Origin of the sequence: Streptomyces sp. NPDC002994 (genome assembly GCF_040611155.1) — a bacterium.
Taxonomy (GTDB): domain Bacteria; phylum Actinomycetota; class Actinomycetes; order Streptomycetales; family Streptomycetaceae; genus Streptomyces.
This window is the reverse complement of record NZ_JBEXNQ010000007.1, coordinates 240,184-266,563: the sequence shown is the minus strand read 5'-3', so window position 1 is coordinate 266,563 and position 26,380 is coordinate 240,184. Positions and strand designations below refer to the sequence as shown.

At 68.5% G+C, this 26,380-nt stretch carries 26 protein-coding genes and 3 pseudogenes; 14 read left to right on the top strand and 15 right to left on the bottom strand.

Features of this window, described 5'->3' with window-relative positions; translation table 11 throughout:
• Nucleotides 1-270: 270 nt before the first annotated feature.
• Together ABZX79_RS11975 and ABZX79_RS11970 are read left to right on the top strand one after the other, a co-directional pair.
• Nucleotides 271-607, top strand: a pseudogene (locus ABZX79_RS11975) (DNA polymerase III subunit beta); the annotation flags it as partial.
• A 264-nt stretch (nt 608-871) separates the two neighbouring features.
• Nucleotides 872-2,320, top strand: a complete 1,449-nt coding sequence (locus ABZX79_RS11970) for an FG-GAP-like repeat-containing protein (RefSeq protein ID WP_355254827.1) — start codon at nt 872-874, stop codon at nt 2,318-2,320.
• A gap of 287 nt (nt 2,321-2,607) precedes the next feature.
• Here ABZX79_RS11970 and ABZX79_RS11965 read toward each other — a convergent pair whose 3' ends face one another.
• The gene (locus ABZX79_RS11965; RefSeq protein ID WP_355254825.1) at nt 2,608-3,471 is read right to left on the bottom strand and encodes an AraC family transcriptional regulator; all 864 of its coding nucleotides are present in this window, start codon (nt 3,469-3,471) and stop codon (nt 2,608-2,610) included.
• Nucleotides 3,472-3,520: 49 nt separating this feature from the next.
• On the opposite strand from ABZX79_RS11965, the gene ABZX79_RS11960 reads away from it, so the two are divergent.
• Entirely contained in the window at nt 3,521-4,018 is a 498-nt protein-coding gene (locus tag ABZX79_RS11960) for a DUF2000 domain-containing protein (protein WP_355254823.1), read from the top strand.
• Nucleotides 4,019-4,141: 123 nt separating this feature from the next.
• Here the strand turns inward: ABZX79_RS11960 and ABZX79_RS11955 are convergent, their stop codons facing one another.
• Nucleotides 4,142-5,077 carry an oxidoreductase gene (locus ABZX79_RS11955; protein WP_355254821.1) on the bottom strand — a complete coding sequence of 312 codons (936 nt, stop codon included), beginning with the start codon at nt 5,075-5,077 and terminating at the stop codon, nt 4,142-4,144.
• 82 nt (nt 5,078-5,159) lie between these two features.
• Between ABZX79_RS11955 and ABZX79_RS11950 the strand changes: the two genes are divergently transcribed.
• Entirely contained in the window at nt 5,160-5,771 is a 612-nt protein-coding gene (locus ABZX79_RS11950; RefSeq protein ID WP_355254819.1) for a TetR family transcriptional regulator, read from the top strand.
• Here the strand turns inward: ABZX79_RS11950 and ABZX79_RS11945 are convergent.
• Nucleotides 5,768-5,968: pseudogene (locus ABZX79_RS11945) on the bottom strand (EamA family transporter); the annotation flags it as partial. The gene ABZX79_RS11950 and the pseudogene ABZX79_RS11945 overlap by 4 nt on opposite strands.
• A 234-nt stretch (nt 5,969-6,202) precedes the next feature.
• A complete protein-coding gene (locus ABZX79_RS11940) occupies nt 6,203-6,754 on the bottom strand; it encodes a GNAT family N-acetyltransferase (RefSeq protein WP_355254817.1) in 552 nt (183 codons plus the stop codon).
• Between the two features lie 88 nt (nt 6,755-6,842).
• On the opposite strand from ABZX79_RS11940, the gene ABZX79_RS11935 reads away from it, so the two are divergent.
• Entirely contained in the window at nt 6,843-7,541 is a 699-nt protein-coding gene (locus tag ABZX79_RS11935; protein ID WP_355254815.1) for a DUF6193 family natural product biosynthesis protein, read from the top strand.
• Between the two features lie 475 nt (nt 7,542-8,016).
• Here ABZX79_RS11935 and ABZX79_RS11930 read toward each other — a convergent pair whose 3' ends face one another.
• Nucleotides 8,017-8,616, bottom strand: a complete 600-nt coding sequence (locus ABZX79_RS11930; protein ID WP_355254813.1) for a hypothetical protein — start codon at nt 8,614-8,616, stop codon at nt 8,017-8,019.
• A 1,246-nt stretch (nt 8,617-9,862) separates the two neighbouring features.
• On the opposite strand from ABZX79_RS11930, the gene ABZX79_RS11925 reads away from it, so the two are divergent.
• The 3 genes from ABZX79_RS11925 to ABZX79_RS11915 all read left to right on the top strand — a co-directional run bounded on the left by ABZX79_RS11925 (nt 9,863) and on the right by ABZX79_RS11915 (nt 13,123).
• The gene (locus ABZX79_RS11925) at nt 9,863-10,135 is read left to right on the top strand and encodes a hypothetical protein (RefSeq protein WP_355254811.1); all 273 of its coding nucleotides are present in this window, start codon (nt 9,863-9,865) and stop codon (nt 10,133-10,135) included.
• A 319-nt stretch (nt 10,136-10,454) separates the two neighbouring features.
• Nucleotides 10,455-11,555, top strand: a complete 1,101-nt coding sequence (locus ABZX79_RS11920; protein WP_355254809.1) for a helix-turn-helix transcriptional regulator — start codon at nt 10,455-10,457, stop codon at nt 11,553-11,555.
• A 230-nt stretch (nt 11,556-11,785) separates the two neighbouring features.
• The gene (locus ABZX79_RS11915; protein WP_355254807.1) at nt 11,786-13,123 is read left to right on the top strand and encodes an LPXTG cell wall anchor domain-containing protein; all 1,338 of its coding nucleotides are present in this window, start codon (nt 11,786-11,788) and stop codon (nt 13,121-13,123) included.
• A gap of 349 nt (nt 13,124-13,472) precedes the next feature.
• Here ABZX79_RS11915 and ABZX79_RS11910 read toward each other — a convergent pair whose 3' ends face one another.
• Complete coding sequence (locus ABZX79_RS11910) at nt 13,473-13,790, bottom strand: hypothetical protein (RefSeq protein ID WP_355254805.1); 318 nt, start codon at nt 13,788-13,790, stop codon at nt 13,473-13,475.
• 222 nt (nt 13,791-14,012) lie between these two features.
• Here ABZX79_RS11910 and ABZX79_RS11905 point away from each other — a divergent pair, with 222 nt between their 5' ends.
• Nucleotides 14,013-15,125: a PP2C family protein-serine/threonine phosphatase gene (locus tag ABZX79_RS11905; protein ID WP_355254803.1), complete on the top strand. Its 1,113-nt coding sequence runs from the start codon at nt 14,013-14,015 to the stop codon at nt 15,123-15,125.
• 143 nt (nt 15,126-15,268) lie between these two features.
• Here ABZX79_RS11905 and ABZX79_RS11900 read toward each other — a convergent pair whose 3' ends face one another.
• Nucleotides 15,269-15,742 (bottom strand): hypothetical protein, encoded by a 474-nt coding sequence (locus tag ABZX79_RS11900; RefSeq protein WP_355254801.1) that lies wholly within the window; start codon nt 15,740-15,742, stop codon nt 15,269-15,271.
• A gap of 353 nt (nt 15,743-16,095) precedes the next feature.
• Between ABZX79_RS11900 and ABZX79_RS11895 the strand changes: the two genes are divergently transcribed.
• Together ABZX79_RS11895 and ABZX79_RS11890 are read left to right on the top strand one after the other, a co-directional pair.
• Nucleotides 16,096-16,617 (top strand): hypothetical protein, encoded by a 522-nt coding sequence (locus ABZX79_RS11895; protein ID WP_355254799.1) that lies wholly within the window; start codon nt 16,096-16,098, stop codon nt 16,615-16,617.
• A gap of 345 nt (nt 16,618-16,962) precedes the next feature.
• A complete protein-coding gene (locus ABZX79_RS11890; RefSeq protein WP_355254797.1) occupies nt 16,963-17,430 on the top strand; it encodes a DUF6083 domain-containing protein in 468 nt (155 codons plus the stop codon).
• 83 nt (nt 17,431-17,513) lie between these two features.
• On the opposite strand, the gene ABZX79_RS11885 is transcribed toward ABZX79_RS11890, so the two are convergent.
• Together ABZX79_RS11885 and ABZX79_RS11880 are read right to left on the bottom strand one after the other, a co-directional pair.
• Entirely contained in the window at nt 17,514-18,023 is a 510-nt protein-coding gene (locus ABZX79_RS11885) for a hypothetical protein (RefSeq protein WP_355254795.1), read from the bottom strand.
• Entirely contained in the window at nt 17,995-18,375 is a 381-nt protein-coding gene (locus tag ABZX79_RS11880) for a hypothetical protein (protein WP_355254793.1), read from the bottom strand. The genes ABZX79_RS11885 and ABZX79_RS11880 overlap by 29 nt, the downstream gene beginning before the upstream one ends.
• 271 nt (nt 18,376-18,646) lie before the next feature.
• On the opposite strand from ABZX79_RS11880, the gene ABZX79_RS11875 reads away from it, so the two are divergent.
• Nucleotides 18,647-19,195, top strand: coding sequence for a putative glycolipid-binding domain-containing protein (locus tag ABZX79_RS11875; RefSeq protein ID WP_355254791.1), 549 nt, complete (start codon nt 18,647-18,649; stop codon nt 19,193-19,195).
• Nucleotides 19,196-19,752: 557 nt separating this feature from the next.
• Here the strand turns inward: ABZX79_RS11875 and ABZX79_RS11870 are convergent.
• From ABZX79_RS11870 to ABZX79_RS11855, 4 genes and pseudogenes are all read right to left on the bottom strand, one after another.
• Nucleotides 19,753-20,178 (bottom strand): VOC family protein, encoded by a 426-nt coding sequence (locus ABZX79_RS11870; protein WP_355254924.1) that lies wholly within the window; start codon nt 20,176-20,178, stop codon nt 19,753-19,755.
• A gap of 210 nt (nt 20,179-20,388) precedes the next feature.
• Nucleotides 20,389-20,730, bottom strand: a pseudogene (locus ABZX79_RS11865) (DUF418 domain-containing protein); the annotation flags it as partial.
• A 110-nt stretch (nt 20,731-20,840) separates the two neighbouring features.
• Nucleotides 20,841-21,347 carry a hypothetical protein gene (locus ABZX79_RS11860; RefSeq protein ID WP_355254789.1) on the bottom strand — a complete coding sequence of 169 codons (507 nt, stop codon included), beginning with the start codon at nt 21,345-21,347 and terminating at the stop codon, nt 20,841-20,843.
• A gap of 93 nt (nt 21,348-21,440) precedes the next feature.
• Nucleotides 21,441-22,439 carry a CocE/NonD family hydrolase gene (locus ABZX79_RS11855; RefSeq protein ID WP_355254787.1) on the bottom strand — a complete coding sequence of 333 codons (999 nt, stop codon included), beginning with the start codon at nt 22,437-22,439 and terminating at the stop codon, nt 21,441-21,443.
• A gap of 214 nt (nt 22,440-22,653) precedes the next feature.
• On the opposite strand from ABZX79_RS11855, the gene ABZX79_RS11850 reads away from it, so the two are divergent.
• Both ABZX79_RS11850 and ABZX79_RS11845 read left to right on the top strand, forming a co-directional pair.
• Nucleotides 22,654-23,277 (top strand): GNAT family N-acetyltransferase, encoded by a 624-nt coding sequence (locus ABZX79_RS11850; protein ID WP_355254785.1) that lies wholly within the window; start codon nt 22,654-22,656, stop codon nt 23,275-23,277.
• 41 nt (nt 23,278-23,318) lie between these two features.
• A complete protein-coding gene (locus ABZX79_RS11845; protein WP_355254783.1) occupies nt 23,319-24,209 on the top strand; it encodes a PaaX family transcriptional regulator C-terminal domain-containing protein in 891 nt (296 codons plus the stop codon).
• Between the two features lie 64 nt (nt 24,210-24,273).
• Here the strand turns inward: ABZX79_RS11845 and ABZX79_RS11840 are convergent, their stop codons facing one another.
• Nucleotides 24,274-24,960: an acetoacetate decarboxylase family protein gene (locus ABZX79_RS11840; RefSeq protein ID WP_355254781.1), complete on the bottom strand. Its 687-nt coding sequence runs from the start codon at nt 24,958-24,960 to the stop codon at nt 24,274-24,276.
• Nucleotides 24,957-26,363, bottom strand: coding sequence for an NAD(P)/FAD-dependent oxidoreductase (locus ABZX79_RS11835; protein ID WP_355254779.1), 1,407 nt, complete (start codon nt 26,361-26,363; stop codon nt 24,957-24,959). The genes ABZX79_RS11840 and ABZX79_RS11835 overlap by 4 nt, the downstream gene beginning before the upstream one ends.
• Nucleotides 26,364-26,380 lie beyond the last annotated feature (17 nt).

The following is a 26,380-nucleotide window of genomic DNA, read 5'->3' as shown; positions in this document are numbered from 1 at the left end:
TACGTACCTTCAGGTACGTGCCACGTCCCGTCCCGGCTCGGCGTTCGCGGCCCCCGGCGCGGTCCGCCGACGGCGAGCGACGGGCCGACCGGCCACTTGCCGGGTGCGGGATCCGGTGGGGCGGCGGGTAGCGACAGACCCCTACTGCTGGGTCCACACCCTTGCCTTCAAGAGCGAACGCGACACGGCCGGCGTCCCGGCGCCCTGGGTCGTCGGGAGGACCGGTGGCCCGCGCCATCAAGGTACTTCCGTCGCGCTGATGGACCGGGGCCACTGGTCGACGCGGTGAAGCGCGTCTCGGTCGTCACGGAGAAGGACAAGCCGCTGCAGTTGAGTCTCTCCGGCGACCGGGTGCACCTGCATGCCGGTTACGAGGACGACGTCGCCTCGCAGCGCCTGCCGGCGGTGCTGGAGGGCGCCGATGAGCTGAGGGTCCGCCTTCAACTCCACTTTCCTGCTGGACGCGTTGACGTCCTTCGACGCGCCCGTCGTACGGTTTGAGCTCCTCGGACCGGGCCAGCGCGCACTGATCACCGGAGAGCCCGGCGGACAGAACCGGCACCAGCACCAACACCTGCTGATGTCTGTGAAGCAGCCGCTCGTCTGACGGCCGCCCCGAGGTGGCTGGGCCATCCCGGGGCGTACAACACGCTTACGCTTTGGGGAGGGTGCAGCCGGGGCGGGTCAGCTAGATCTTGTGCCGATGCCTATGCAGGCGACGAAACCGTACGTCAGGTGCTTCAAGCAGGCGTATCACCTGGCTGGGATCTGGGTCACCTGGCGATAACGATCTTCCACTCCGTACAACCAGGGGCACCCCTCGGTGATCTCCCGTACGACACGTTTCGTCGTTCCCAGCAGTGGAGCCCGCATGCAGCACATCCCGTCCCGCAGATACGCCGTGCCCGGCACCCTGCTCGGCGCCCTCACGCTCAGCGCACTCTGCGGCGCACCGGGGGCCGGGGCCGCACCAGTGCGGTCCGGGATCGAGGCCGACTACAACGGCGACGGCTACCTCGACCTCGCCGTCGGCGCGCCGAACGCGAAGGTCGGGTCGCGGGAGTACGCCGGAGCCGTCGTCGTGTTCTACGGATCGGCGTCCGGGGTGTCTGCCGGACGGCGCACGGTCGTGCACCAGGACTCGTCCGGGGTGCCGGGGGCCGCGGAGAGGAACGACGGGTTCGGCCGGTCACTGGCCTCGGCCGACCTGGATGGGGACGGGTACAGCGACCTGGTCGTCGGCTCGCCGGGTGAGGCTGTCGGCTCTGTGCCCTACCGGGGCGCCGTCACCGTGCTGTGGGGCGGCCGCCAGGGCATCGCGGGCGGCGCGAACCTGCCCCTTCCCTCCTACCTCGACGAGCAGAGCGTGATGGGGTCAGGCGTCGCTGCCGGCGACTTCAACGGCGACGGCCGCAACGACGTGACGGTCACCGGCCGTACAGAGACCCGGACGTACTTCGGCGCGTTCACCCGCACCGGTGCCCCCGCCCGTCAGCAGACGGAGAACCTGGGCAGCACCACCGGCGCGGTCGCGGGCGACCTCAGTGGCGACGGCGCGGCGGAGCGGCTGTACCCGCGCGGGACCACCGACGACCCCGCCGGCGTGATCTCCTACGTCAGGTGGACCGGCGGCACCACGTACGTGATCACGGAGCTGACCGGCGCGGACGGGGACACAGCCGCGGTCGGCGACGTCAACGGCGACGGGTACGGCGACCTCGTCGTCGGCGACCCCCAGGACCCGGGCAGCGACAGGAACGGCGGGCACAAGGGCGGCCAGCTCACCGTCTGGTACGGCGGCCCCACCGGCCCCGCGCCGGCCCAGCGGCCCACCGTCGTCCACCAGGACACCGCCGGTGTCCCCGGCGGTGGTGAGACCGCTGACGGCTTCGGCGTGAGCGTCGCCGTCGGGGACATCGACAGGGACGGATACGCGGACGTCGCCGTGGGAGCCCCCTACGAAGACCTGAGCAGCAGCGAAAACGCGGGGGCTGTCACCGTCCTGTACGGCTCGAAGGCCGGACTGACCACCACTCGGGCCCGCATGATCACGCAGGACACCGCGGGCGTACCCGGAGCCCCTGAGCGCTACGACTACTTCGGGCACGCGCTCACCCTCCGGGACCTGACCGGCGACGGCCGATCCGACTTGGTGGTCGGGGCGCCGGAGGAGAACAGCTACGGCATGGTGACCGTCCTGCGCGGCACCACCTCGGGGCTCTCCACCAGCGGGGTGGTATCGGTCACCGGCACAGCGGCGGGGCTCTCCGGCGCATCCCAGGAGTGGTTCGGCATGGTCCTACCGGATGCCGCTCGCTGACGCGCCGCCAGTTTCCACGGACCGTCAGACCGGCCGGATCGGCCCCGCCCTGTCGGCGCGGGGCCTGCACGGTCCAGGGCTGGCCGCGCGGCAGGCCGAGGGCCGGCGGAATTCAGCCACGGGTGCATCGTTGGTAAATCTTGACGAGGTACAGAACTTCCAACCCGCTGAGGGGATGGGCTGAGTGTCTCGCACGGCCACGATGCCCGAGGCCAGCATTGCGCTCTTCACCTGCACCAGTTCCCCCCTTGATCCCCAGGACTGTAGAGGTTCCGCACGAATTTCGCTCATGCATTCGCACGGCTTGGGTCAGCCACGTCCCCTGCAGATGAAGGGCAGCCCCCGACGGCGGCCCTGTCGGCAGGCGGGGTGTACCGGCCCGGGGTGATGCCCACGACCCGCTTGAAGTGCCGGGTGAGGTGGGACTGGTCGTAGAAGCCGGCGGCGTTCGCTACCTCGCCCGCCGGCTGTCCGTCGAGTAACAGACGGCGGGCCAGGTCGACGCGGCGGGACGTCACGTACTGATGGGGTGCGATACCGAAGGCGGCGCTGAAGGCACGTACGAGATGCGTGGGGTGGGCGTGGACCAGGCGTGCGGCCTCCTCCAGGGTGATGCCCTCAAGCAGTCGCTCGTCGAGGAGGTCACGCAGGTTCTGGGCGATGCCGCGGGCGGGTCCGGCTCTGTCTGCGGCCAGCCTCGGGCGCAGGTGCTCGCGCAAGCGCTCGCCGATAAGGGCCAGACGGCTTTGGGCCTCGAACTCGTCGCCCGGGTTGGCGAGGGCTGTGTGGAGTTGTCCGACGCGTCTGCGCAGGACGGGATCGGCGAGGTCGGGGCCGTCCACCGCCGGACCGATGAAGCTCTCGTCCAGCTGCGTCATGTCGAGATAGACAACGCGCTTGCGGAAGCCGTCAGGTGTGGCAGGTGAGCCGTTGTGCGGGACCTGAGGCGGGAGCAGGCTCACGGTGTCGTTCGGCGTGCCGCGCTCGTGGCGGTCCAGGTCGTAGCGGACCGCGCCGTTGTCGACGATCAGCAGGGTCCAGGCGTCGTGGACGTGCATGGGGTACGCGTGCTCGGTGAAGTGGGCGTGGAAGACCTCCACGACACCCGCGACCGGCGGGCGCCAAGCGGAGGTTTCCTGCCAGGCGGTCACGCAAGGAACGTACAAGACGGAGAAGGCGTGCACCCTGGAGTCTCGAAGCATGAGAACCAAGGAAGAGACCGAGGCTGCGGCCGGGGTTGGTACGGGGGCCAGGGCCGGGACCGGCGCGGGCGATGACCACGTGCCTGTTCGCTTCGACACCAAGATCGCCGTACTGCTGCGCGACGACCTGGAGCCCTGGGCGCGGCTGAACGTGACCGCCTTCGTGGTCAGCGGGCTCGGTACGGCGTCCGCCGAAGTGATCGGCGAGCCGTACACGGACGCCGACGACACCACGTATCTGCCCATGTTCCGCCAGCCCGTGCTGGTCTTCGAGGGGACGAAGGAGATGCTGACCGCCGCACACGGTCGGGCGCTGTCCCGGTCGCTGCTGAGGGCCGTGTTCACGTCAGATCTGCTCAGCACGGGCAACGACCGGGACAACCGGGCAGCTGTACGGGCCGTGGGCAAGGACCAGCTCGACCTGGTAGGGATGGCCATTTACGGGCCACGCAACGCGGTGGACAAGGTCCTCAAGGGCGCGCGAATGCACCCCTGAGCGACTACAGAGCCGCCTCGTGCGTTGACAGCTGTCCGCGTCCGATGCCCGCCGCCAGCTCCTGCTCACCATGGGAACGTGGGGCGATGGCCTCCGCTCACCGCTTCCGCCGGGTCCAGCCTCCTAGACAGGGGTCGGAAACACGAACCGCACGTTGGTCAATTGTTCCGACAACTCCCACAGACGGCGGCCGGTTTCGGCGTCGGCCGCCGCGGGGGACAACCGCACCCGCGTCGGCCCGCCGCGCAGTTCCGCCATGCCATCCGGCCCGATGAACTGACCGCCCTCCACATTCGGGTCGGTCGCCGCGTACAACTGCGGCAACGCGCCGCGCGCCGGGGACTGGGCGAGCGGGGTGAGGATGCGGCCGAACAGCAGCTTGACCATGCCGACCGGCCCGCTGGTCTGCAGATTGGTGGCCGTATAACCAGGGTGGGCCAGCAAGCTGCGTACCGGACTCCCGGCCCCGGTCAGCCGCCGGTGAAGTTCCTGTCCGAAGACGGCATTGGCCAACTTCGACTGGTCGTAGAAGGTCATGGGCGAGTAGCCGCGTTCGCCGTGGATGTCGTCGAAGTTGATGCTCCCCTTCCGGTGATTGACCGAACTCACCGTGACCACGCGGGGGTCTCGCCCGGCTGTCAGCAGGTCGAGCAGCAGCCCGGTGAGCGCGAAGTGGCCGAGGTGGTTGCAGGCGAACTGCGACTCGTGGCCCTGCGCGCTCAGTGATCGAGGCGGCGCCATCACGCCCGCGTTGTTGACGAGTACGTCAAGGCGCGGGTGGTCGGCGTGCAGCTGATCGGCGAAGCCCCGGACCGAGTCGAGGTCGGCCAGGTCGAGTCGGCGCACCTCAAGGCCGGCGCCCGGCTGCTCGGCGGTGATCTCCGCGACTGCCCGGTGGCCCTTTTCCTCGTCGCGTACCGCAAGGATCACGTGGCCGCCCTGGCGTGCGAGCGCCCGGGTGGTCGCCAGGCCGAGTCCGCTGTTGGCTCCGGTGACGATGAACACCCGCTCGCTCTGGTCCGGGATGTGCTCGGCGGTCCATTCCTGTTGTTGTGTCATACGACATACGTTGCCGCCGGTGGCACTTAGTGTCAAGAGAGCCTCTACGTGCCATGTGAGGCATGGCGTGTAGCATGGTCCGGTGAGCTCCCGCCCCGAAACCAGCCTGGCCCAGCGCAAGCGTCAACTCGTCTCCGACGAATTGACCGAAGCCGCGCTGCAGTTGCTGGCGCTGAAGGGGTTCGAGGTGGTCACCATCGACGAGATCGTGGCCGCTGCCGGCGTGTCCAAGCGGACGTTCTTCCGGTACTTCGCGTCGAAGGAGGACGTGGTCGTTCAGTTTCTGGCCGACATGGGCGTCGGCATGCGCGCCGAGTTGGCGGCCCGCCCCGGCGGGGAGCCTCCCTCCGTGGCCCTGCGGCACGCCGTCTCCGTACCCATCGCCGCCTGCGCCGACCACTCCGACAGGGCACTGCGCGTCGTTCAGCTGATTCTGCGTACGCCCGCCCTGCACGCCCGCTTTCTGGAGCGCCAGGCGCAGTGGCGTGACGACCTGACGAGCGAGTTGGCGCGCCGCCAGGGGATCGAACCCGTCACCGATCTGTACCCGCAGCTGGCCGCCGGGATGGCGCTGACCGCCTTCAACACCGTGCTGCAGCGGTGGAGCGACAGTGACGGCGCCGAGGACCCGGCCGAACTGACCCACCGGGCCTTCGCCGTAATCGCCCCGGCGTTGGACGCCGTCAGTCACTAGGCACGTTCCAGCCGCGCCGCGCCTCGGCCCCACGTCGCGGCGGCCAGCACCAGTACGCCGCCCAGGACGCCGGCCGCGCCCAGGCGTTCACCACGATCGCCATACCCGCTGCCCATGCCCAGCAGCAGGCTTACGCGGGACGGAGAGGTTCGGCGTACCGCCCACATCTGTACGCAGAAGGCGAAGAGCGTGCGGAAGAGGCAGCGGCGGGCATCCTCGTGCCGCTGTACTGATGCCGTCAGCAGAGCAGGGGACCGCAGAGCTTCTTCAGGCCACTGCTGTCGGAGTACGCCCGAAGACGCTGCACGTTTCGTATGTGTTCTCCGGCCTTGGCCCGGGTGCTGGCGAGGTGGTAGGAGTCGGTGCCGGTTTCGATGATGGTGCCGTTGAAGGTGAGGCGGTCGACGATGGCCGTGCCGCCGCGGGCTGACCTACCGCCGAACGGGCCGCTGATCTTCGACCCGGAGCCGATACACCACGCTCCGGCGCAGCGGCCCCTCGGGCACGCTCAGGTCGTCGAAGTCATCGGCTGGGTCGCGGGTCATTCCGATACGGCGCATAACCGCCTGCGAACGGAGATTGGTGGCCGTCGTCACCGCAAGGATCTCCGTCAGGCCGACCCTTTCGAAGCCGAAGGCCACCGCGGCTCGGGCAGCTTCGGTGGCATAGCCGTTTCCCCAAGCGGCACGGGCCAGACGCCAGCCGGCCTCCACTCCAGCGAACGGCATGCCCTCATCCACCGGATCCAGCCCGGTGAAACCGATGAACTCCCCGGTGGCCTGCACTTCCACCGCCCACCATCCCCAGCCTCGCTGGTCGAGGTCAGCCTGGAAGCGGGCTGCAGATGCCTCGGCTCGCTCACCCGTGAGTACATCCGGGAAGTACTCACGGACCTCGGGATCGGCATTCATAGCCGCCCAGGGTCCAAGGTCCGACTCCCGCCACCCGCGGAGCACAAGACGATCGGTTCGCAGCTCAGACATCACGCCAACCTAGCGTGATCACGAACACGGAGCGCTCGAATAACCAGGCGACAGCCCCGAGGACACCAGCATCGTCGCCACGGACACCATGCCGTCAAAATCTCGGGCTCTGGCTCAACTTCTGTCGAGGCGGGGTGCTGCACGCGCAAAGGGAGAGGCGTTCAGCTCAGGCCGCATCGCTCAGTACTCGTTCTGGCACCCTGCTCCTATGAACACGACGCATACGGCGGAGGACATCATCGAGGCCGAGTGGACGAGGCTTCTCGCTTCAGACCACGTTGATGGTGACGTGGTGCGTGCCGCCTATGCCGAACCCAGGTTGCGGCAGCTCTTCCCCTGGGTTGGCATGTGGGAGCTGCACTTCAGCCGGTGCACCGAGCATCCCTGCACGTGGGACGTGCCCTACATCGCCCCACGACGGGGTGGGGGCTTCGTCGTGGCGGGGCCGTCCAGGGTGGAGTACGTCGGTGAGGCTGACAGCGCAGAGGCGGCAGTAGAGATGGTGGCGGACCGTCTGCCTCCGGGTTGTGGCCGAGCAGTTGTCGGCAACCGACACGACTTTGCCGCATGCCGCGTTGAACTGGCGGACGTAGTTCTTGGCGCGGGGTCGACTGGACTCGGGCGAGGATGCCGAGGGGCCGGTGCCCGAGCTCCAGGCCGTGGTCGGGGTCGCGGGGCTGGACCAGATGCGCGGCATGTCGATGACCAGGCCCGGCCAGCTCTGCGCGGGCTGCCTCAGGATTTCACCGTGCTGGTGTCCGACATCCCGGACGAGCCCGAAGCCTAGGAAACCGTTAAGGATCTTCCACCAGAGCTCATGCGCCAACTCTGCACCCACCTGGACAGGTTGGGGGAAAGGTGGAACGCAGAGGTCCGTGTGGCCGTCGAGATCCGGATCGATACCGGTCGCCGCCCCCACGAAGCGTGCAGTTTGCGCTTGGACTGCCTCACCCGGAATACCGACGGCAAGGCAGTTCTGTTCTACGACAACCACAAGGCGTACCGGAAGGGCAAAGGGCCGCCCGAGTCGACCGGACCTTCCTCTATCGGCATCGGGACCTGCTCGAACAAGATCTCGCCGACAGAGTGGGCTAGCTCGAAGAACGGACGAGGAGCTCGTCGGCGCACGGGCCCCGAACCGAGAACTCACCCGGGCGCTGAACCAAGGATCTTGAAGTCTCTTGTCCTGGCGCACTGCAACTGTGCTGAGCTGTGGAAGTTCTCAACCCAGGTGGTTTTCGCCGAACGCCTGGCGGGCTTGGTCAGGCAGCGGCGCGGGACATCACGGACCGGGCCATGGACTCGGCGGCGAGGCGAACATGCGCTGCTTGAGTGGCGCGGCACTGGGCAGTCACGACGAGGCTCAGGGTCTCGTTGAGGACGACCAGGTGATGGCTCTGCCGCCACTCGGCCTCATCGTGCTGGTAGGCGAGCTCGACGACCTCGAACGCGGGGTCCTGCCGGTGGTCGATGAGCCTCTGGCCTGGGCCGGTGAACTGGGCCGGCGCGGGGATCCGCTCGGGGCTCATCGGGCCCTGAATGTAGATAAGAGCGTCGTCCGGCCCCCAGAGATGGAACGGGGAGTTGTCGCCCGCGGGAGGAGAGTCGATGGTGAAGCCTTCCGGCCAGACAACCGAGTAGGGCGAGGTTTCTATCCGCCAGCCCGGTTCCAGGGGGCCCGGAAGGACATCTACGACTTCGTCCGCGTGCTCCACGTTGGTGAGTGCGATGCTCGATGTGCCGACGGCTGCACTGATGAGTGCGGTGCGGGCGACTTGCGCCTCCCACTTGGTCACGCGCACCGAGGACGGGGCGTCTGCTACACGCTCGAACGTGTACGGCCAGATAGGAGTCAGCGTCATGCCGAACCCAGTCAGCCGGGCAAGGACATGGCCCATGATTTTCCCCTCCGAGGACAGTGGCTGCACATGATCGCATGTGCAGTCAGCCCCGCCGGGAAGGGGACTCACGTTGTCAGGACGCCCAGAAGAAGTGCGGGCAAGTGCGGCTGTCCCGGCTTGCTCGCGCACGCCGTCAGCAGGCACAAGCCGAGCAAGCCGGCGACCAATGAGCCCGTGGGGGCGGGGTGCCTTCGGGCCATCGGCGTGAGCCACCCGAACCAGCGAAAGCATCACACCTGTTGCGCTGGGTACGCTCAACCGCATCAGCGCTGAGTTGCACCAGTGCGAGAGCAGCGTCTCCGTAACAGCTCGGCTCCCCACCATGCCTGGCTGAACTGCGCTAGGCCCAGGCATGGTTGGCCTGTGGAGCGGTCCGTGACCGCGGCGAGCAGTGCGCTCAACAGTCCTTCAGTGAAGGGGCGCCGCGGTGGTCGAGATCAGCGCCGGACCGCAGGCGTCGGCGGCGAGGTGAGCCAAGCAGGCGGAGTGCGGCTCGACGCTGCGGCCAGGCCGATGCGGTGTTGGGTAATGAAGGGGACGTCACGTCGCTCAGGACGAGTGGAAGCGACAGGCGGTTGCAGGCTCTCGTCCAACGACCACCCAACGAGCCTCTCCATGTGTAATGGCACGCGCTCATCCATCGCTGACACTGGACAACCGCGAGGACGCCGGGGACACACGTGCCCCTGTCGGCTATTCCTCCGTCGGCAGGGTGCCGGACGAGACGCTTGAGCTCTTTCTCCAGGTCATACCGGCAGCACGTTCCGCTGCCGCTCGGCCCACGCGGCCTGTTCGAGCTCGATGAGCTCATCAATCAGTTTGATTTCCACGGCCTGGGTCCTAGGCCGCCGGCCTGACACCGCTCCCCCACGTGACCGCGACCCGTGCGCGGCGGGAACCGAACTGGCCTCGAACGGGCCGTTTCCCGCGAACCGCCGCCCTATCACGTAGGTCGCCGGTTACGGACGGGTTCGAGAATATCCACGAGCAGTGAATAAAAGGGCAAAGGAAGTGATCTTTGCTTTGCCTCGAAATGGCCCATTTTATTGGGTGCACATTCTGCTCGAATAAGCGGAAATCGCCCCCGCTGTCAAAAATTGGCGCGACACATTGCGTAAGGCTAGGGTCAGCGGAGCGTGAGCCCCAGAGGGCTGCCACCCGTATTCCAGGGCTCACACCAATCCGTACTAACGATCGAAGGTGAAGTATGTCCACTTTCTCCGACCCTGGCGGAAACAAAACGCCACGTGGGCGCCTGTTCCGCTTCACGGACACTAACAGGCGTGACGAAAATCCCCAACGTCACGGACCGATGGTTCACATCCAGTTCATCGCGATTCCGGCCCTGCCGCTGATCGTCATTTCGGTGCCCACAGAATCCCGGTGGGAGACGTTTGCGCTCACCCTGGCGGCGGCATCCGCCGCCGCCGTGGGTCGCCTGGCGTGGCGATTCGTTTCCACGCGCTTCAAGGCGTCCTGACACAGGAGCCGGGGAGCGGCCGACAGCCGCTCCCCGGCGTACGCCGGGCATTTCGGTTCACTACGAAACGGCGAAACTGCACCGCTCGGCGTGACGCAATTCGTCAACCCAGCCGCACCACTGCCACCACGCCCCGTCAGCGTTGCCGGGGCTGGGGAGGAACCGTCCGATGCTCAGCGTGCCCAGCCCGTTATGCCGACACTGCAGCGGCCCTCTGCCCCAACGCGACCACCACGGGCGCGGCAGGCCGGCCGACTACTGCGGCCGCCCGTGCCGCCAGGCCGCCTACCGCGAGCGCAATCGCGCCCGTGAAGTCGACGTGACCGCCAACCCCCGCGACTCGTCCGCCGCACCGGCGGCCGCAAGCCCTCTGCAACAGCAGCTGCTCGAACTGGCTCTGGACGCTCAGAGCGAGCTGCGTCATCTCATCCGGCTGCTGTCCCCCGGCCCGCAGGCCTCCGCTGTCGAACTCGTCGAATTCTCCACACGAACCGAGCAGACCCTTGACGCCCTGACGGCCGGCCTTGTGATGCTCGCTCGCCAGCGAGGCATCCCCTGGAAGGTGCTGGCGGCGATCTTTCACGTCAGCCCCGAATCAGCCCGCCGCACCTACCACGAGCACCAAGTCCAGGTCCGGCTGCAGGAGCTCGCCGGCTCCTCGGAGATGCCCTGTACTGCGACCACTACCCCGCAGCCCAGTGCCGAGGGAGCCGACGCGCCAGAAGCACCGCCGCCCCCGCAGCCGGTACGCCCACCGCGTCGAGCCGCCAGCCAACTCGCCCCTGTCCTGTCCCAGCTGCAACGCGAAAGCCGCATGCCACTGCGCCAGCTCGGCCTGCGCGCCCAGGTCTCCCCCAGCTACCTCAGCCGCGTCTTCAGCGGCGAAAAGTTCCCCACCTGGGACCTCACGGAGAAACTCGCCGTCGCTCTCGGAGCCGACTCCGAGAGCCTGCACAAGGTCTGGCAGGACGAACACGCTCGTACGACAGCCGCCTCCACACCTCGCGACCAGCCCCCTGAGGATTTAAGCCCGCTGCACTCCGCCCTGCGGACGCTGAGCCGCAGAGCCTCCAGCCCCTCCCCCCGCATGCTGGCCGCCGCCACGGGCGGAGACCTCACCGAGCAGCAGATCCGAGAGGTGTTCCGCGGCAGCCGCGTCCCCGACTGGCCCCAGACCCAGAACCTGGTGCTCGCCCTGGACGGCGAGCCCACGTTCTTCCGGCCTCTCTGGGAAGAGGCCACCCACATGGCGAGCTCACCGGGCCCCCGCCCCGCCGACACCCCCGGCCATCGCATCAACCGGCTCCTCATGGCCTTCGGCGACGTCCTCAACCCCGCAGACCAGCTCAGCGTCCGTGGAAGCACTCGCCGCGCCCGAGCCCGCGCCATCCGCCAGCGCCTGGCGAACCGGCCCATGTAAACAGCGAGCTGAGTACCTGATCTGTCGTTACCGACACCGAGCTGGACGGCGTCGCCCGTGCCGGCGGTCCGGGCACCGGCGACTGGCGCGTACAGGCAACCAGTTGCCCGCTTGGCCGAGTCGGAGTGATCTTTCGTACAACCCTCCGGGCTCGCCAGAGGTCTGGCTTCTCGCAACTGCTTTCTGGCAGACACTTTTCGTTCGCCTACATGTCACACAGAGGGACCCGCATGAAGAACGCCCTTGCCGGCCGCCGCTCGCTGCGCGGTGGAGTCGGCGCGGCTGGTGCCGCTGCCCTGGTCGCGCTGGCGGCCGCCCCCGCCTTCGCGGACGAGGCCGGGCCGGACATGGCCGTAGGGAAGCTCGCTCCGATAACAGGGGTGAAGCCCGGCAGCACCCCGGAGATACCGCTCTCGTTGAAGAACAAGGGCACTGAGCAGGCCGAGCGCGTCTGGGTGTACCTCCACGGCTCGGCAGGGCTGGACTTCGCCAAGCAGCACTCCAACTGCACATACACGAAGTCTGGCGGCTACGACGAGATGCCGGTCGGGTACGACGCCATCTGCGCCGTGGAACAGGCGCTGGAGCCCGGTGTGGTGTACGTGCCCGAGAAGGCGCCGCAGTACAACGTCCAGGACAGGGCGCTGTACGAGAGGTTGAGCGCGTCGGTCCACCTGACGGATCCGGGCTGGTCGGACCCCGACGGGACCGGAGAAGGGGTGCAGGGCACCGGGCCGGCGCTCAAGCTGGTCGAGCGGAAGGCCGCCGAACCGGGCTCCGACGAGGACTACAGCAGTGCGTCGACGCACGCGCTCGTGACCGCCGACAACACGGCCGACTTCTCGCTGACCGGCGGCGAGCTGAAGGGCAAGGCGGGCGAGACGATCACCGCCTCGTTCCAGTTCACCAACAACGGCCCGGCCTGGGTCGACATGAACCGGGTGGTGAGCACCGGGGCGCTGACGATCAAGGTTCGGATTCCGGCCGGTACGACCGTGATCGAGGCGCCGCGCCCGTGCGAGAAGGTGAAGGCGGGCGAGTACACGTGCATGAACCACATGGGCTGGGTGAGTGAGAACAGCGACTGGCCCTACCGCTTCCGCCTGAAGATCGACAAGGTCGTGGCGGGTGCGACGGGCACGGCGTCGTTCGTCAAGGCCGAGACGCCCTTCGACAACAACCTGGCGAACAACACGGCGGAGATCGTGCTCAACGCCGCGTCGGGGACCACCAGCGGCGGTTCCGGATCCTCCTCCTCCACGGGGGGCTCCTCGTCCACCGGCGGCTCCTCGGTTACCGGCGGCTCCGGCTCCTCGTCCACGGGCGGCTCCACTTCCTCGTCCGGTGGCGGTTCGGACTCGTCGGCCGGCGGCAGCTCCGGCTCCGCGTCGTCATCGGCCGGCGGTTCCTCCTCCTCGTCCACCGGTGGCTCGGACACCTCGACGGACGGCGGCGACCTGGCCTCCACCGGCTCGGACAGCACGCTGCCCATCGCGGGCGCCGGAGCCGCGGCGCTGGTGGCAGGTGGCGCCCTTTACTTCGCTATGCGCCGCCGCCGCGCGTCGTAAGGCCCGGCACGAAAACCGGCACGGAACGGGGCCCTCCCATGGCCTTGAGGCCATGGGAGGGCCCCGCGAACCGGTGTCGGCGGTGTGCAGCTGCGGCCGCCGGCGCGGTAGTCGCCGCACCCCGCCACGCCGGGCTCGCGATGCTCCGGGCGTACGTCCTGACCATCTCGGCGTCGCGCACCAACAGCATCACCACGAGGCGTGCGTGGCGCACTCGAAGAGGTGGCGTACGCCGTCCGCGCTCGTGAGCTCGCCGCAGACGTATGCGGCTCCAGCCAGGTGGGGACGCTCGCTCGCGGCTTGCGTGTCAGGGTACGGATGCGGATGTGGGGCGCGGGAAGGTCTGGCCTCAGCGAGGAAGATCATGCCGGGGGCGGTGTGGTTGATGTCCGCGATGCCCTTCCCCAGAAGACAATGCGGAAGACCCGCACGCCCTGGCTCCCCGCAGCACTCGGAGCGTCTCGCGGACCAGGCCCGACGACTTCGTCGCCCGCGGCCCGTATCGCGTACGCCGGGAACCCGGGGCCTTCGCCGCCTCGTGGCCGACGGCAACGGCCGCGAGGCCCAGCATCGCCGTACGGACATCTACGGTGTCCGGAGTGCCGCCGAGGACCTGGATTCGCGAGATCAGGTCGACGTTGACCTCGATGACCAGTACCTGCGTCACATGCGCTCGGTGATCGCGGGACACTCTGCGCTACTCCCGGAGCGGCGGCCCCTCAGGCGCCGGTTCCGCAGGCTCGGGGCTCTCCGACGCCGCGTTCGTACACGCGCAGCGGGAGGTGGTGGGGTTCGCGGGAAACGACGACGGCAACGCGGACGCGCTACCGTACGGCCCATTAGGGTGCTAGATGCCCGACCTGCACCAGATATGATGCACTTTGTGATCATGCCCGGACGGCGCTGGCGCCGTCGTCCTCCCTACGGCGGCCGGTGGGAAGCTGCCCGGCTGTCACCGGTGCTCCTTACTGCTCTCATCACCGGCCTGGCTTTCTCCACACCGAGGGAGATCGCCTTCAGCCGTCTCCTGCCCGCCGCACCCGCCCTCGCCGCCGCGATGTGGCCCGTGCTCCCCACGATCCTGCTGGGGACGTTCTGCCTGCTGGTCATGATTGGCCTCAGCTTCGCCTACACCGACCTGGGGACGCCGTACACAGCGGCTGCGATCATCGCGGTCACCTTGGCGGCCGCCTACGCAAGCCACGTCCGGCTCCAGCGGGAAGAGGCTCTCTTCCACATCCGGCTCGTCGCCGACGCCGCCCAGCAGGTGCTGCTGCGCCCCCTGCCACGCCGCATCCAGGGCGTCGAGATCGAGTCGCTGTATCTGGCGGCCCAAGAAGAGGCCCGGATCGGCGGCGACTTCTATGAGGCGGCCGACACACCGTACGGAGTCCGGCTGCTCATCGGCGACGTACGCGGCAAGGGCCTGTCCGCGGTGGGGGCGGCCTCGGCGGTGATCAATGCCTTCAGGGAGACGGCGTACGACGAGCCCGACCTGAGGGGCATCATCCATCGCCTGGAGCTCAGCAGCGCCCGCTACAGCGCAGCCTTCCCCGCCCAGGACCTGCCCGAGCGCTTTGCCACCGCTCTGCTCGCTGAAATCCCCCATGGCGGCGGCCACGTCAGGCTCCTCAACTGCGGGCATCCCCCGCCGCTGCTCGTGCACCGCGGGGAGATCCGCGTCCTGGAGCCCACCGCCGCCTCGCCGCCCCTCAACCTCGCGACACTCCTCGGTAACCAATACTGCGTGGATACGGTCGCCTTCGCCCCGGGCGACCAACTGCTGCTCTACACGGACGGTGTCTCAGAGACCCGGGACCGCACCGGCGAGTTCTTCCCACTGCCGGAGTGGATGGGGCAGCAAGGCCCGACGCCGCCCCGGGAGGTGCTCGACCGGCTTCACCGGGCCCTGCTCCACTACAGCGGCGGAAGGCTCGACGACGACATCGCGGCCCTCGCCGTGCAGTGCTCGAACACCCCGGCCCAGGAGCACCCCGCGTAGTCCGACGTGCGGATGGCCGAGTTGGGCCGTACAGAGTGGCGAGCCCTTCCTTTCGTCCTTCAGATTGCCGACTCGAGCGTCTGCGCGCCCGGCTGGACGGAGCTGGAACCAGTCCGCTGTCCAGGAGGGGCGAAGCCGGGACTCTACGGCCACACGACCTCGTCGTCTCGAACGACCAAGGGCTCGAACCAGTCCGACTCGCAGAACCTGGTCCAGCCCAGGTGGACCACACCGGTGGAGGAACGATGCCGGTCATCGGCTTTGGTAGCCAGCCACCTGAGCAGTTCACCAGTGCGGTCGAACTCATCGGGATGGATCTCCTGCCGAGCGGTCAGGGCCCATGACCCGTAACGGGCGTCTTCAGAGCGCAGCAGCACCGAGACCAGTGCTCCGCCCACCTTCCATGCCTCACCGTGTCGGCCGAGAAGAGGCACAGGATGGTCTTCAGTGACGAGCTCGCCGCAGTCGTCCTCCACCACGATCGCAAACGCGGGCACGATACGGAGAGTCTCCGGCTTGTCGCCCAGCCCGAGATGCCACCGAAGCTCCTCGATCTCTTCGTCCTCCAGACTGTCCCGCAGGTTCAAGACAATCGAGAGCTCAAAGATGTCAGCCATAGCGGCAAGCTATCGCCTTGGTACGACAATTCCCCGAGCGAAGTAGCCTCGGCCGCTCAGCGGCGGGGTAGCCGGGTAGCCTCAGGCGTTTGCCCCGCCTACTAGGGTGATCCGTCGTCAACTACCAGGAGATCGCCGTGCCCACCCCGTCGCCACCCGGCTCGTACTCCTCCGCACATCACGGTGTCCCTTATGGCGGTGCACCGCACGGAAGCTTCTCGCCGTACGCACAGCATGCGACGCCCCAGTGGGGTGCTCCGTACGGGATGCCCGCCGGGCCCTCGTGCCAGGTGTGTGGTGCGCGGCCGGCCGCGCACGCGGTCATACGTGGCCACCAGGGCTTCTTGGTGATCATGCGCTTCCGCAAGCGGGAAGGTGACTTCTGCCGCGACTGCGGCACGGCGTTCTACCGTCGGATGACCTCCGACACGCTGTGGCAAGGCTGGTGGGGCCCCTTGTCGATGATCATCACGCCCTTCACCGTGCTCCTCAATCTCGGGCCACGCGCCGTCTTCCGCCGCCTGGCCGCTCCGGTCGGCGCCGTGCGCCGTCCTCTCGATCCCGGTAAGCGTGTCCTCGCCCGGCCCCCGGCCCTCATCCCCCTCCTCGCCGTCGGTCTGGCGCTCGCCATGGTGACCGTTCTTACGGTCATCGGCCTGGTGTCGGGCGATGGCAAGGCGGCACTGGTGTCGGTCGGTGACTGCGTCCGCAACAACGCGGCCTGGCCCGAGCAGGACATCGAACGCGTCAGCTGCTCCGACAGCGACAGTCAGTACCGCGTGTCGCCGAACGGGGCGTGTCCCGCCGGCGCGTACCTCCTCTACCCGGAATACAGCAGGGACGGGTCGGCACTGTGCCTGACGCCGGTGCGCTGACCGTATCCAGGCACAGTGCCGACCCCGGCTCCCCGGCGGAGAGGGGCTACGAGGACCTCGGCGGGCGCGTGCCCTCGGCGCCCTCGGCGCCTTCCGCCCCCGGGTCCACATGGCCCCAGCTCTCGGACGCACGGCTTCGCCGGCCGGACCCGGATGCCCGGCGCTCCTCCTCCGGTGTCATGTCGGTTTCCGTCGTGTGCAGGGGTTCCGGCCGGGTGGGTTGTGGGTGTCGCGCCACCAGGAACACCGTGAGGCGTCTGGGAGCGCACCAGGCAGCAATGCCCCCGTCGGTACCGGCCGGTTCGCGCCCTACCCGCCGGCAGTACATGCCCGGACCCTTAGGTTATGGGGGACACAGGAAGCGCTCAGCCCTGCCCGGACAGCCCTGACCACCAACCCGGACGCCGTTCCTCAGACTCTGAGGTCCAAGCGATGCTCGAAGGGGCCACTGCCCCCGGGCCACCCGCACCCGCCACCTGTGAACACTGTGAGCTGCCCCAAGACCGCTATCCAACCCTCTACCCCGGCAGATGGGTGTTCCTGGAGCCCCGCAGTGCTGTCCCTGCCCATCACCTGCCACCCCGACGGCGTTGGATCATCACTACGGACGGTGTCGCCTGGAACCTGTGGGACGCCGAACCCATACCCGGCACCGTATGCCGGGTCGTCCACCGCCTCGTCTGCCCCCACCTCGAACCCGAGGACCCGTGGCCATGGGGGACCGCCCTTCGTCTCGAGAACGGCCGGCGGGCGCAACGGCTGTTCAACGTGCCGGAATTCCCGGACCTTCGGGGTCTGCCGGACGCCGGCTGACCACAGCTTCGGCCCGGACCGTTCTGGTTCGGGGCGCGGCTGTACTGCCGGCCGACACGCTCCCGAAACCTGGGCCCACGGATCTACTCTCCGAAGTCCTCCCATTGGCCTCTGACTACTCCGTCGGCGTCCGGTACCACGGCGCACCACTGGGACAGTGCCGAGTCACTGAGCATGAACGCGTAGCCTTCGGCCGTCACTTCGGCGAGACGGTCGGCGCCGAACGAATAGGACCGGTAGGCCAGTTGCCCGGGTGTGAGCGGAGCTTCGAAGGCGGTGAAGCCGTCATCCAGCAGATCTGCTCGGAGCCGCAGGTCCGGGTCGGCCACAACGCAGAGGAGCGACCGGGCCGAGACAGCCTGGGCTACCGCCGAGAAATTCTGTGGGTCCAACCGAAACCAACGGTAGCCGTAGGCCCCGTGCGCCCAGCGCTCGCACAGCAGGGTCACCTCCTCCCCGAGGCCGGCACGTACCGCTGCCCAGAATTCGCTGTCCGCGGCGGTGTCGACGAGTGTCGACACCTCGGTCGGCTCCGGGTCCGCAGTGCGCCAACCGATGCTCAGGTCACGGCTTCGGAGCCCCTCCAGATCCACGGGTGACTTCCGGTCTCACGTAGAGGTGTATGGCGCCGTCCCATGCCGTCTTGATGCGAATCCCCGCCCCAGCGAGGCTGCAGTAGGGGCCGTCGCCGGCCGCCATCCCGACAACAAGATTCAGCGCTTCCGCGGGAGCGACCTCCACGCCGTTGCGGAGCCTCCCGTTGCCGTCAGGCAGCGGCCGGCCCACGTACAAATCACCGGCCTGGAGGGTCTCCGTGCGGCTGGCCTCAATCATCATTCCGATCGCACTGCGCAGCTGCGAAACGTAGGCACCCCATCCCTGTGCCTCGGCCAGCTCGGATCGCACGCTCGCGTCACGCGGGCTCAGAACGATTTCGAGGGGCATTCTGCTCTTCCTCACCCAAAGGGCTGGGCCAGTGGGGGCCCTGCGCCTGATTCAACGGCTGTCGGCAAGAGCAAGGTATGCGCGGGGCAGCGTCTTCGACCAGAAGGCTTTGGACAGAGAGCACGATCTCCGCGTTCGATTTCGACCCCTGCCCAGCACGGGCGTACGAAGCACAGTGGGTGACGCCCAGGCTCCCCCGGTCGCGATCAGCTCGGGGACGACCGGGGTACGGCGTACTGCCGTGCGGCGCGCCCGCCGCTATCGTTGGCCGATGACCAACCACCACGTCCTGACCTGGCACGTCACGGAGAGCGGAGGATACGAGACCGCCTGGATCGAGCTCGACGGCAGCACGCTGCGGGCGCGCGGCCGCGTGGTCGGTACGGTGCCGGAGCCGTACTGGATCACGTACGAACTCAAGACAGTCGATGACTTCGTGACCCAGCGCCTACAAGCCACCGCCGAAATGACAGACATGACAGCCGAGTTGGACCTGCGCCGGGCGGAGGACGGCAGGTGGACGGTGGACGGGGAGCCGGCGCCCGACCTGTACGGGGCCCTCGACTGCGACCTCGGGCTGTCGCCGCTGACCAACACGATGCCCGTGCTGCGGCACGCCCTGCACCGCACGCCGGGCGAGCGGGAATTCCTGATGGCCTGGATCCACGTCCCCGACCTCACCGTCCGGCCCAACCGCCAGACGTACACGCACCTCAGTGCGAGTCGCGTGCGGTACGCCTCCGGCACGTACCGGGCAGACCTGACCCTCGACGCGGACGGCCTGGTCGTGGCCTACCCGGGGCTGGCCAAGCGCCTCTGAACGCGGTGGGCCGCCCACGACCGTGCTCCGCCGCGCCCCTGTGATGGCGTCTCACGCACGCTGCTGGTGAGATGGGGTGCGTCCTGGTGGGGGCCGTCGGAACGAGGTGCATGCCGAGAGCCGATGTGGAGCAGCTCCAGCAACCACAGCACGCGGCGAAGCCGACGACCATCCCCGCCATCACGGTGGCTCCGGACACGATCACCTGCCACCAGCCGAGGTACCTGAGATCCGGGTCGGGCTCGCACACCCGGACAAGGGGCAATGCCGTCAGCAAGCGCGCCCTCCTGCGAGCCCGCAGCCGCCGACGCGTACAGCCATCGGCCCCCCTGGCGCCGCTCTTCCTCGTCACCGACCATGGAGATCAAGCGGGAAAGGACATTCCCCAGAGTGATGAAGTGCGCGGAGGCCGGCGGGCTTCATCATGGATGCCCAAGTAGCGGCGTACCTCTTGGCCGTGCCACACCGCCCAGCCCTTCAAAGACGGCTTGGGGCAGGCCTCGTAGGGCGAAATGCGGACGGCGGCCAAGCGTCAGTCGGGCCATGGCGCTCTCTGTTCAGAGGACCGGCTCGCCGATGCCCAGCAGGTTCCCCTCGCTGTCACGGAACCAGGCGGCGCGTTCCCCCCGGGCGCCCTTGCTCGGGTAGTTCCCGTCGATCTCGGCGATCCCGTCCTTCGTTCGGAAGCCGGGCACGTCGACCTCTTCGAACATCACGCCGCGCTGCTTGAGTTCCGACACGACTGTCTCGACGTCGTCGACCTCCCAGCCCATCTGAGTGAAGGTACCGGGTGAGGCTCCCGTCGACTTGAACAGGGCGAACTCCGCGCCTCCGCACCGATACAGCAGCCCACCGGGTCGTTCGTCGACGGGCTCCAGACCGAGCTGCTCGGCGTAGAAACGCCGCGCCCGGTCCAGGTCCTGGGCTGGAAGCCTGGTCGCCACGCGTCCCCTGGCCAGAATGTTCCTGTTGTCTGCGTTCATGCCTCCACTGTGCCGTGAACCGTGGCCAAACGGACGGGCAACAGGCGCGTGCCACGGTGTGCTACTCCTGCCGGTGCGGCCAGGCGGCGTTGGTCGCCGCTCGCAGCAGCCATTCGACTGGACCGCAGCGGTGGCGTTGCAACCACCATCGCAGGCCACCAGTTGGCAGGTGAACAAGGTCAATGCGATGCCGGTCACCAGAGGTGGGGACACGCGGCCCACCAGGGCGGCGCCGAATCCGGTGAAGAGCAGCGCGCAGAGCAGCGATTGGGTGAGGTAGTTGGTGAGAGCCATCCGGCCTGCCGGAGCCAGGAGGGCCGTGAGCCGGTGGCCGCGGGCGTTGGCGGTCAGGCGTACGACGGTGGCCGCGTACGCGGCGGCCAGCAGCGGTGCGGTCACGACGTCGAAGCCGAGGGCGGCCAGGTGGTAGGGAGTGCCGGGGTGTTCCAGGCTCGCGTGGGCGTAGACCACTCCCCCGGCCAGCCCGACGGGGTAGCCGATCTGCTGCAGCCGTCGCAGTACCGGCTGGTAGCGGGTGGTATCGGCCAGCACCTCGTGGCGGCCGGCGGCGAAGCCGAGCAGGAAGGCGGCCGGCGCGGCAGGGGCCTGGAAGGAGATGAGCAGGAACGCGACGTCCGGGAGCTGTTCGAGGTGCGCGCCGATCACCGATCCCGGGCCAAGCGTAGTGCGTCCGTGGCCTGCTGGGCTTGGGCCGCCGCGGCGGCCGCGTCTATGCCGCCACCGCCGGCCGCGTACTGGGCGAAGCCGAGCATCAGGTAGCCGGTGGCGGTAACGGTGAACAGGACGACCGCAGTCCGCACCGCGTTGCGGGGCCGGGTGTTTCGGGCGGTGAGGAGTACCAGGCCCAGCACCGCGTAGGTCGTGAGGATGTCTCCCGGGAAGAGAACAACGGCGTGGAAGGCTCCGAGGGCGAACAATGCTGCCAGGCGGCGCAGGAACCGGCGGGAGAAGCGGGCGCCGCCGCGTGCGGCCGACTTCGCTTGGAGGGTGAAGCTGTAGCCGAACAGGAAGGAGAACAGCAGGAAGAACTTGGCCTCGAAGAAGGTCGCCACCAGGTAGCGGGTCGCGTGGTCGGCCGGTGAATCGAAGCTCGGGTCTTCCAGGCCGGTGCCGTGGTGGGCGGAGGCGAGGTAGGTGATGTTGACCATCAGGGCCGAGGAGTGCGAATCCTCGCAGCGCGTCGATGTCAGGGATCCGCTGCCCTTGTGGGCCTGCGGGCGTCAGTCACGTCGTCGTGTCCGTCATGTCCGCCCGCCCTTGCCGGCGGTGGCGTCGGCGTCGGCGTCGGCGTCGGCATTGGCCTGCTCGAGGAACTGGCGCTGGCCGGCGAGAAATCCGCTCCCGAACAGGGCCCTGGGCGCGAAGACCGCCGTCAGCGTGAGCTTGAACTCCGACTGTTCGACGTTGTGCTTCACCAGGGAGTGCGTGGCGTCCGGATACTGCTCAACCCGCAAGAGCGAAGCTGGAAGCAGCTTGCGGTAGATGTTTTCGGTGTCGGTCACGTCGACGTTGATGTCATGGCCGGCCAGGACGAGCAGGACAGTCGTTCCTTGGACGGCCCGCAGGTCTGCCGTGGCGTCGGCGGTGTAGTTCTTCTTGACGAACCGCCATCGGTCGGCCGTCATCCCTTGCAGGTCGCCGACAGCGGCACGGTATGCAGAGAACGAGGCATCGCGGCGCAGCAGTCGCACAGTGGTTTCCCGTCGCCTCAACGCCGCCGCTGTCTGTTCAACGGAGGCCCCGTCTTCACGCATCTGGGCCAAGAGGTTGAAGCGGCCCTGTTGCTGCCAGTTCACGGCCGGGGATACGGCGATGACGAACCGCAGATCAGGAGCACGGGCCGCGACCTTCGGCAGTACCCATCCCGCCTGGCTCGCTCCCCAGAGCCCGATGCGCCGGCTGTCGATGTCCGGCCGCTGACGCGCCCAGGCGATGGCCGCCACGGCTTCGTCGGCCCGGTCGTCCATGCTCTGGTCCAGCCAGTTGCCCGACGAGCCACCCACCCCCGGCTTGCTCAAGGACAGCGCCGCGTACCCGGCTTCGGCGAAGGACTCCCACAGGGGCCGGTAGAAACCGTCGTGAGTGGCGTCGATCGGCCCGTCGCCATGAACGAAGACGACCAGCCCGTGGGGCCCGCGGCCGCCTGTTGGCGTGGCCAGTACACCGTCGAGTGTCTGCTTGCCGTGGCGCAGCGTGACTCGCTCTTCCCGGATGTCGTACGTGTTCTGCCAGATCGCCACTCCCCCCAGCCCTGCGGCCGCCAGGAGCACACCGACCAGGAACCAGATCCCTGTTCGTTTCCTACGACGCCCGCCCCTGGGGACACCTTGTTTCCTCTGCCGCATACCCATCAGCGCACCCGTCTATCGCTTCTTCAACGCTCGTTTCCATTACGAACGTACCAGATGAGAGAGTATGGTGACCGAAGGAGACCAAGAGCGAGGAGAGCCGGACATGACCCATGCCGAAGCAGGACCGGTGGCCGTTCGGCGCGGTGTGCCGGAGGGGGCCGAGGACGTGGTGGCCGGGCTGTACTGGGAGGCGTTCGGCCGGAAGCTGGGCGTGGCGCTCAACCCGCCGGCCACCGGGCAGCTCTTCATCGCGGCGCATCTCCACCGGGACCGGGCGGTGGTGGCGCTCGCCCGTGATCAAGTGGTGGCAGTGGCCGGCTACCAGCTCGACGGCCGAGGCCTGACCGGCGGCGGAGTGGCCGATGTCCTGGATACGTACGGCCTGTTCAGAGGGATGCCACGACTCGCCCTGCTGGCGCTGCTCGAACGCACTCCGGCCGCGGGGCAGCTGGTCATGGACGGCATCGCCGTCGCTGCGGAGTTCCGGGGACGCGGCATCGGCAGTCTGCTGCTCGGCGAGGTCTTCCGTGTCGCCGCCGAGAGCCACTGCCGGCAGGTCCGGCTGGACGTCGTCGACGTCAATCCCCGCGCACGTACCCTGTACGAACGCCACGCCTTCACCGCCGTCCACACCGAACAGACGCCTTACCTGCGCCGCTTGATGGGGTTCAACGCCGTCACCACCATGCACCGCCCCATCACCCCGGAGCCGGGCGGCCGACCGTGAGCGACGGCAGGGCTCCCGTACCGCGCGCCTATGCTCGGTCCATGCCTGAGAACGCCCCCGAGATCCCCACCCGCCTGCTCGTACACGCCCTGGTCCGCGAGGACGGCACCGTCGACACCGGCGAGCTCTACACCATCGCGGGCGCGCTCGGCATGAGCGACCAGCAAGTACGCCTGTGCATCAAACGACTCGTCACTGAAGGCCGCTTCACCCACGAAGGCCGCGGCCGCAAAGCCCTGCTGCATGCCACCGCCGACGTCACCGGGTCCCTGGCCCCGGAAGTGGAGTACGTCCGCTACGCCTACGCGCAAGACAACGGGCAGGCGCCGTGGGACGGCGTCTGGCATCTCTTCGCGTTCGCCGTACCGGAATCAGCCAGAGCAGCTCGGGACACGCTGCGCGACACCCTCCTCAGACTCGGCGCCGCCGCCGTCCAGGGCGGCTTGTACGTCAGTGCCAACCCCATCGAGGAACACATCGAGACCCAGGCACGTCACCTCGGCATTCTGGATGCCCTCACGACATTCACCAGCAACGACCTGCGCATCGGGAATCGCCGTGATGCCACCGATCTGGCCGCCGGGCTCTGGCCCCTGGAGGAGATCGCCAACCGCTACGACACGCTGGCTGCCCTCGCTCAGGCCCGCCTCGGCCAGCTCGACGCCGCGATCGAACCGACCGAGATCGACCAGCTGACCATCGCCGTCGAACTCGCCGCCCAGTTCACCCGCGCCATGGAACCGGACCCCCTCCTCCCACCGCAACTGCTCCCCCGGCCCTGGGCCGGCGCACACGCTCGCCACCTTGCCGCCCGCTGCTGGGCCCGGCTCCTCGAACACCAGGCAGCCACCACCGCGGACCAGCACCACCGTCTGCGCCTCTTCAGCCTGTACGCCGACGCCATACAGCCCCCACACCATCCAGTGCGCTGAACAGGAGGGGCCGCCGAACTCCTCTTCGAAGTCGCTCGCAGGTCGGGCAGCCTTCCCGTCCCGGTCACCTGCCCGCGGTGCCGTTGGCTTGGCCTGTCCGGCTTACGGTGAAGCGGAAATCGCGGAGCGACACGGTGAGGAGCGGGTGGCGGCCGCTGATGAAGGCCAACGGCCCCGCGTCGTCCGCCTCCAGCTGGATGCGTCCCAGGGCGGGGGATCCCATGGCCCGGAGGGACACCCGGCGCACCTCACCCGTTTCATGCCGCTGAACCAGCTCGCCGCGCACCGGGATCCTGCCCGGCAGCCGCAGCAGGTCGCGGTAGGTGCCCCATGCCGCGACCGCGTTGTGCCGGCAGCTGCCCGGGGACAGTCTGAGCCGGACCGCGCCGGCCTTTCGCCCGGCGGCCGGTGGCGGTCCGACAGCCAGTGAGGCCGGCTCTTTCGGAATGCCCCACAGTGCCCGGCCGCCGGCCAGGGACTGTTCGTTGTCGACCCAGGCGGCGACCGCGGTGCCCGCGACGGTCCGCCCGCGGCGCACCACGAGGGCGACGAGCAGCTCGCGGTAGGCCAGTGTGCCTCCGGGCTGATAGTCCACCCAGAACGTGACCAGCGCGCATCGACCCGCGACGATCAGCGGCCGCACGTCGGCAGGCAACGGCCACCGAGGCAAGGAGCGTGCGGGCAGCGACCACAGGGATGCGTACATGTCGCCCCGCAGCAACCACGGCTCGGGCGGGAACTCGGGTGTCATGATCCGCCTTCAGGTCGAGGGGTGGGGCGCAGCGTGGGGTAAGGGGTCACGGAGAGGTAGAGGCCTGCGGCTGCCTGGTCGGGGGTGGTCGGCAGCGGGAGCATGTGGCTGGTTCCGTGTCCGCCGAGGCCGTGAGGGTGGTGGCCGGTCAGAGGGCTGCGGAGCTTTTCGTAGAGGAAGTCGAGGGATTGTTCCTGGGCGTCGTGGAGATCTTCGGCGCCGGTGATGATGTTAAGGAATGACTCGTGGAGGCGCAGTCCTTGCTGGTCCCGGTGGCTGAGGGTTTGAGCTCTGCGGAAGTAGGCGTCGCGGCCGTCGTGGATGCGGTAGAAGGCCCCGACGAGGATGAGGAGGCGTTCGTAGGCGTTTTGGTAGGTGGTCTGGTAGAAGCGGCGGGCGGTGGCCTCGTCGGTTTCGCCGCGCAGGACGGTGGCGATGGCTGCGGCGCTGAGGAGGCCGCTGTACATGGCCAGGTGTACGCCGGTGGACAGCAGCGGGTCGAGGAAGCAGGCGGCGTCGCCGGTGAGGTAGTAGCCAGGGCCGCAGAACGCGTCGCTGGTGTAGGAGTAGTCGCTCTCGACTTTGAGGGCGGATACCGGTTGCGCGCCTTCCAGCATGCGGGCCAGGAGCGGGCATTGGGCGAGTGCCTCGTGATAGACGGCGTCGATGGAGCCTTGCTTGTCTTTGGCCTGGTTGAAGGAGCGTTTGTCGGTGACCAGGCCGACGCTGAGGGTGCCGTCGTGGAGGGGGATGGCCCAGAACCAGCCGGCTTCGGGCAGGGAGAAGACCCCGATCGCTCCCTCGGGGGCGTCGGGCAGAGGTGCGGTGCCGCGCCAGTACCCCCAGGCGGCGACGTTACGGAACACGTCGTGCACGCGCCGGGTGCGCAGTTGCCGGGCGCCGAGAATCCCGGCCCGGCCGGTGGCGTCGATCAGGTGGGTGAAGTCGATCTCGCCGTCGCGGCCGTCCTTGGTGGACCAGGACGCGCTGGTGGCCCGGCCTTCGGGCATGGCTATGTGCCGTACCTGCGCTTCTTCCCGGATGTCCGCTCCCTGGTGGCGGGCGTGCTGAAGGAGGAGGTGGTCGAACTCGGAGCGGATGACCTGGAAGCTGTGGGTCGCCGGCCTGCCGGGGTCGTCGAAACGCAGGGCCCACTCCTGGCCGCTCCAGCCGTAGAAGGCGCCGCTCTTGCGGACGAAGCCGTGCCGTTCGACGACCTCGCGGGCGCCCATGATGTCCAGGACGGGCAGGAGTGAAGGGAGCAGGGATTCCCCGATGTGGTAGCGGGGGAAGCGCTCCCGTTCCAGCAGCACCACGTCGAAGCCCTGCTGTGCCAGCAGCGTGGCCGCTGTCGTTCCCGCGGGGCCGCCCCCGGCGATCAATACCTGTGTCCGCTCGCGCACGTCCCGCTCCCCGGAGT